This is a genomic window from Clostridium sp. UBA1652 (assembly GCF_002320975.1).
In the GTDB taxonomy this organism is placed as follows: domain Bacteria; phylum Bacillota; class Clostridia; order Clostridiales; family Clostridiaceae; genus Clostridium_T; species Clostridium_T intestinale.
In genome coordinates, this window is the sequence record NZ_DCLI01000002.1 from 400 (window position 1) to 6600 (window position 6201).

Genomic DNA, 6201 nt, shown 5'->3' on the forward strand with positions numbered 1-6201 from the left:
CTGAGGTTCACCTACTCGATGAAATAGGTGCATAATTTAAAAAAGAATGACTTTAATTAAGCTTGATGAGAATGTTCTACTGAATAGTAATGAGTAGGAATTAAATAGATTAAAATGGATAGAATAGTATTGTAATAATGTTATTTAGGAGGAAAAATTATGACAGAGCTTGAAGATGCAATTGAGAAGATAAGAGAATTAGAATGTCCTACTGGGGAAGTAGAGGATCGTGTTGCGGAAATACTTGAAGAGTATGAGGTGGCTGAGGGGAACGATATAATTGTATTAAGAGATGAAAACTATGATACCAATGAAGCTGAGGCATATAGTGCCAAGATTCCAGGAGAAATAGATAAATCTCTTGTGGTATTATCAAAATCAGGATTAGATGACTATGTTGCTAAAGTTATTGACGTTTACATAGATTAATCAACTTGTTTTATGATATAAGGCTGTACTTAAAATCAAATTTAAGTACAGTCTTATTATTTCTAACTAATATGTGCAGCTTTTTTTACCATAGAAATTTCACTTTCGCTTTCAACAGCTTCTAGGCTTTCATTTAATTTAGCATCAAATAGCATTTTGTATATTTCTATATTTTTTTCGTTTCCAACTGGAGCCATGACTACATATTCTTTAGAGTTTATTAGTAATTGGTCAAGTATTGTGTAATCAACTTTTTCTCCATTTTCATCAGTAAAGGTCATTTTTCTTTTTTCGCTCATTTATCTTCACTCCTTAAAAATTATTCAAGTTTATTATTCTCAAATTAAATAAATTAAATTATAAATATTAATGGAAGTTGTTTATTTATTTTAACTTTTTTATAATATACTTATAGAAGATGTGGATATATTTGTAAAAGAGGTGAAGGTATTATGAGTGAAATTTTATTAAGTGATCCAATAAAAAAATTAGTAGAGAAAATGCAAATAGATGAAATTACTGAATACTATATTTATAGTAAAGTAGCAAAAGGAATAAAAAATGATAATAATAGAAAAGTTCTAGAAAAAATAGCTAATGAAGAAAAAGCTCATAGCTTTGTATGGAAAAGATACACTAATAAAGAAGCTAAACCTAAAAAGTTAAAGGTGTTTTGGTATGTACTAATAAGCAGAATTTTAGGATTTACCTTTGCTTTAAAACTTTTAGAAAAAGGAGAAGAGGCTGCTGGGGTTAATTATGATATTATAGCAAAGGAAATACCTAAAGCAAAGGAGATTGCAGATGATGAGGACAGGCATGAAAAAGAGCTTTTAGGACTTCTTGATGAGGAAAAACTTAAATACGTAGGATCTATGGTTCTTGGATTAAATGATGCCTTAGTAGAACTTACTGGAACCTTAGCAGGTTTATCTTTGGCTATTCAAAATACTAGAATAATAGCACTGTCTGGATTGATTACAGGAATTTCAGCAACTTTATCTATGGCATCATCAGAATTCCTTTCTGCTAGATCAGAGGGAAGAAAAGATGCAGTAAAGTCTTGTACTTATACAGGAATAGCATATTTGTTTACTGTAATTATATTGATATTACCATTTTTACTTTTACCTCCTGAGGATTACTTAGTGGCACTTGGAATAATGATCGCTTCAGTAGTCTTAATAATAGCAGGATTTAATTATTATATTTCAATAGCTAAAGATTTAAAGTTTAAAAGACGTTTTTTAGAAATGACAGGTATAAGCTTAGGTGTTGCAGTAATATCTTTTGGTATTGGAATATTAGTTAAAAAGTTTTTAGGAATTGATATTTAAATATGACATACTTATGTGCAATTATGTTTGGTAAGATTAGATTAAGTATATATGAAGAGGTTAAATAGTATGATAGAGGAAATAGAGGCTAAATCAATTTTAGTTAGAAATAAATATCCAAATCAATGGTTTGGAGTGCAATATACTATGAATATATATAAAGGCTGCCAACATGGTTGTATATATTGTGATTCTAGAAGTGAGTGTTATAGGATAGAAAACTTCGAGAATATATTAGTAAAAACAAATGCAGTGGAACTTTTAAAAAATGAATTAGCTAGAAAAAGAATTAAAGGAACTATAGGAACTGGGGCTATGAGTGACCCTTATACTCATGTGGAAAGAAAGTATAAGCTTACTAGAAAAGCATTAGAGGTAATTGCAGACTTTAGATATCCAGTTAATATTGTAACTAAAAGTAATCTAATTTTAAGAGATATAGATTTGTTAAAAGAAATAAACAAGATATATGCGTCTGTAGCTATAACAATAACAACAGCTGATGATAACTTGGCCAAAAAGATAGAACCTTTTGCATCAAGTCCAACAGAAAGATTTGAGGCTATAGGTATATTATCAGAGCTTGGTATTAATGTAGGTATAACTATGATGCCTATTTTACCATTCATAGAAGATAATGAAGAAAACATCATGGAAATATTGAATATGGCAAGAATATATGGGGTTAAATATATTTACCCATTTTTTGGAGTAACATTAAGGGATAGACAACGTGATTATTATTATGAGAAACTAGATAAGTTATTTCCTGGAGTGAAGGAACAGTATCAAAGTCATTATAAAAATTACTATAGCTGTAGGATTTTAAAATACGAAAAGATAAAGAAGATGTTTTATGATTATTGTAAGATACACGGAATATCTACGGAAATGCCATCTTATTATAAGGAGATATCTTCAACTCAATTAAGTTTTTTAGAGTGAATTTAAAGAAAAAGATTAGCTAATTTAAGATCAGCTAATCTTTTTTTCTATTTTATATCAGTAAGTTTTATAGTTACATATCCACAATCATCAAGTGTTTTTAATATTCTATTTAGTGGAGCATCTTGAGAATATGTATAATTTAATTGTCCATCTTTAATATCAATGTTTATATAATCAAATTCTTTGTATGGATGGTAAAAGAAGCTTGCAAGAGATGAGCTTTTGTTGCTTTTAATATTATCTAATAACTCTTGAACATTGTTGTCTTTTACATAACTTAAAGGTGCTGGAACATATATAGTAGTATTACTCCTAGGACTAACCAAGGGGAGCTTGTTCCATATACCTACGTAAGGTTCATATATATAATCAAAATACTTTTCGAGTATAGACTGTTGATATTCAGTAGCTCTATAATGTGGAGACTCAAAAAACTTATAAGGTATATTTAATGAGTCTGCTGTAGTTATAGCTGAATTTACAATGTTTATAACATCCTCTTCTTTAGTATTATAATCTTTTGTAAGTTCAGAACTAACAATGCTCTTTTCATTTCCATACTGATGTGTATAACCATGAAGACCGATAACTCCACCTCTATTTATAATGTAATCTAGGGTATTTATAAATGCAGCATTAGTCATGTTAAAATCTTTTAAAAGATCTATATCTACGTTATTTTCAGGATCTTTAAATCTAGGAACCCATGCTATTGAGAAATTTGCATTATTTATATAAAGATTTTGTGCTACCATTTTAAATTTAAGTAGATTATCTCCATTATATTCTTCACCCACAGAAATGTCTTCTAATCTAATTAAAGATATAGTACCATTAGCCTTGGGGATCTTTATCTTCAAATTATCTATAGGGAAAAATGATATTTTATTATTATCAATATCCCAATAACTTATAAAAGAAAATATTTCTTCAATATCAGAAACTGATAAATATTCTGTTTTATGATTAGTTAAAGCTTCACCTCTAAGTTCTATTGTGCCTGCTTTTGAGGATATATTTTTATTTTCTTTTGATATCGTGTATATTTGATTGTTAAATTCTATAGTATATTTATCTCCAAAATAATTATAAACTGCACCTACTGATTCACAAAAATCTTTTATTGATATGTAATATCTTTGTCCTTTTTGAAGAATCGGAGATGAGAGGTCTAATTTAGCATCCTTATAAATTAAATCTACATTATTTACTTTAGATATAGAGGTTATGTCATTAGGAAGAGATGGAATTTTTCTAGATAGTTTCTTCTTTTTAAAACTATGTACAAGTTTATCATTTTTTAGTGATGTGAGACTTTTTCCGTCAAACTCTTCAATAAATTTAACTCTCAAATCTGGTTTAAAATAAACATATAAAATAATTACGATTATAGATATTGGAATTAAATAGAGAAATTTTTTTAGCATTAGAATTAACTCCTTTTAGTTGATATTACTGAATAACACTATTCTATAATATTAGCTAATATAAACATATAGAAGTAATAAAAATTTAATGTAAATATAATAAAAAATACTCAATTAATGTAATTGATACACTAATTGAGTATTTTATAGTAGAGATGAAAAAATTCTAGCAATTCCCTCTATAAATTTATCGACTTTTCCTTCATTTTCGTATTCTTTTAGAGGAAATTCTCTGCATCTAAGCAAATCATTGTTAAAAATATCATCAAGCTCTTTAGTTTTATGCTCATCATAAACCACGCAGTTAATTTCATAATTTAAATCATAACTTCTGATATCCATGTTAGCAGTACCTAAAGTAAATAGCTTTCCATCTACAGTCATAGTTTTAGAATGGATAAAAGCTGTTTTATCATAAAAATATACTTTTACCCCACAACGCATCAATTCTCCTAAATATGTCCTTGAAGCTTTATTAACAGTAAAGTGATCTGCTTGCTCCGGGAAAATTATTTTAATGTCCACTCCACCTAATGAAGCTATTCTTAAAGCATCCATTATACTTTCGTTTGGAACAAAATAAGGTGTAGATATATAAATATTCTTTTTGGCCATTGTTATCATTTTTAACATTCCCTGCATTATTGCTGGAAATTCAGAGTCAGGTCCACTTTTAACTAGTTGCATAAGAACATCATTTTTTACTGAAGTTGCAGGAAAGTATTGATCAAACTCATCATCATAAAAAGAGTATTCGTTATTTGCCTTTTGTATAGTTAAAAAGTCATCCAAAAAAACTGCCTGAAGAGCCATAACGAAGTCACCACTAACCATAAGATGAGTATCTCTCCAGTAACCAAATTTACTTTTGCCTAGGTATTCATCTCCGATGTTTATACCACCTAAAAATCCTACCTTTCCATCTATTATGGCTATTTTTCTATGATTTCTATAATTTATTTGGGTATTTATAGGGCGTAATAGTGGAGCTAAGAAATAAGAATAGAATACAATATCGATTCCATTGTCTTTTAAATCTTTTATGTAAGCCTTTTTCATTTTAGCGCCCACTCTATCTATAATGAATCTAACTCTAACGCCTTCTTTTACCTTCTTTATAAGAATATCTTTTATTTCGTTTCCTATATTATCACTTTTTACAATATAATACTCTAAATGAATATGATGAGTGGCATTTAGGAGTTGCTCTTTTAAATCATTAAACTTATCCTCTCCATTAGTATAGAATTTGATATCGTTATTTGGGAAGATAGGAGAGTCACTATTATTAGCAAGAAGCTCAATGAGGGGAGTATATTGTTTAAGTTTATATTCCTTTATTATAGGAGTTATTAAATCCTTTATTTCATTAGATATGCGATCATTCAATTTATGTATTTTCCAATTTTGCCCTAAGAATATATAAAGAACTAAACCAACAGGAGGGAGTAATAATAAAATTAATAACCAAGCTATTGTTTTTTCGGGTTTTTTTCTTTCTAAAACAACTATAGCAGTACCAACAATAATATTAATGGCCATTATTGCATATGTAATGTAGTTAGTAAAATCTTTCATCTAATTTCCCCCTTCATAGAATATATGATTAATATTATACCAGTTATTTAAATTGTGGTTAAGATATTATTATAATAGTCAAAGATTATTAAATTTGATATAAAATCTCTATACTTTAATTTGGTATTACATATTATTAACATAAATAAGTATTTAATATCAGATAGGAGAATATTCTTATATGAAGTCATAATTGTATTAAATAAGAAAAAATAAATATAAACATATCCTAGTGTATCAATAATAAAAAAAGCGAGAAAAAATGAGTATTTTGTAGTAATGGGAATTTATATGGGCTAATTTGGTTTTGAAAGGAGGATTTATATGTTTCGTAGATGTTAAGATAAAACACGTCGCAAGTGAAGGCAAACATTTCTTAGTAAGAAATTGATCAACAAAAAATGAAAAAAGTTGTTGACAGGCAAAAAGCTGTGTGATAAGATAACACTTGTCGCTGAGAAAGATTAGCGAAAAAGAAAAAA

Annotated in this window: 6 protein-coding genes; 3 read left to right on the plus strand and 3 right to left on the minus strand. The window is 28.0% G+C overall.

Annotated elements, in window-relative coordinates:
* Positions 1–159 precede the first annotated feature (159 nt).
* Entirely contained in the window at positions 160–429 is a 270-nt protein-coding gene (locus tag B3N22_RS00365; protein ID WP_021803796.1) for a hypothetical protein, read from the plus strand.
* A 62-nt stretch (positions 430–491) separates the two neighbouring features.
* Here B3N22_RS00365 and B3N22_RS00370 read toward each other — a convergent pair whose 3' ends face one another.
* Positions 492–728, minus strand: coding sequence for a DUF1292 domain-containing protein (locus B3N22_RS00370; RefSeq protein ID WP_073022843.1), 237 nt, complete (start codon positions 726–728; stop codon positions 492–494).
* Positions 729–881: 153 nt separating this feature from the next.
* Here B3N22_RS00370 and B3N22_RS00375 point away from each other — a divergent pair, with 153 nt between their 5' ends.
* The gene (locus tag B3N22_RS00375) at positions 882–1766 is read left to right on the plus strand and encodes a VIT1/CCC1 transporter family protein (RefSeq protein WP_286903988.1); all 885 of its coding nucleotides are present in this window, start codon (positions 882–884) and stop codon (positions 1764–1766) included.
* A gap of 69 nt (positions 1767–1835) precedes the next feature.
* Complete coding sequence (locus B3N22_RS00380; RefSeq protein WP_286903990.1) at positions 1836–2711, plus strand: SPL family radical SAM protein; 876 nt, start codon at positions 1836–1838, stop codon at positions 2709–2711.
* Between the two features lie 47 nt (positions 2712–2758).
* Here the strand turns inward: B3N22_RS00380 and B3N22_RS00385 are convergent, their stop codons facing one another.
* Entirely contained in the window at positions 2759–4141 is a 1383-nt protein-coding gene (locus B3N22_RS00385; protein WP_286903992.1) for a DUF2334 domain-containing protein, read from the minus strand.
* Positions 4142–4285: 144 nt separating this feature from the next.
* Complete coding sequence (gene cls / locus B3N22_RS00390; protein ID WP_286903993.1) at positions 4286–5719, minus strand: cardiolipin synthase; 1434 nt, start codon at positions 5717–5719, stop codon at positions 4286–4288.
* Positions 5720–6201 lie beyond the last annotated feature (482 nt).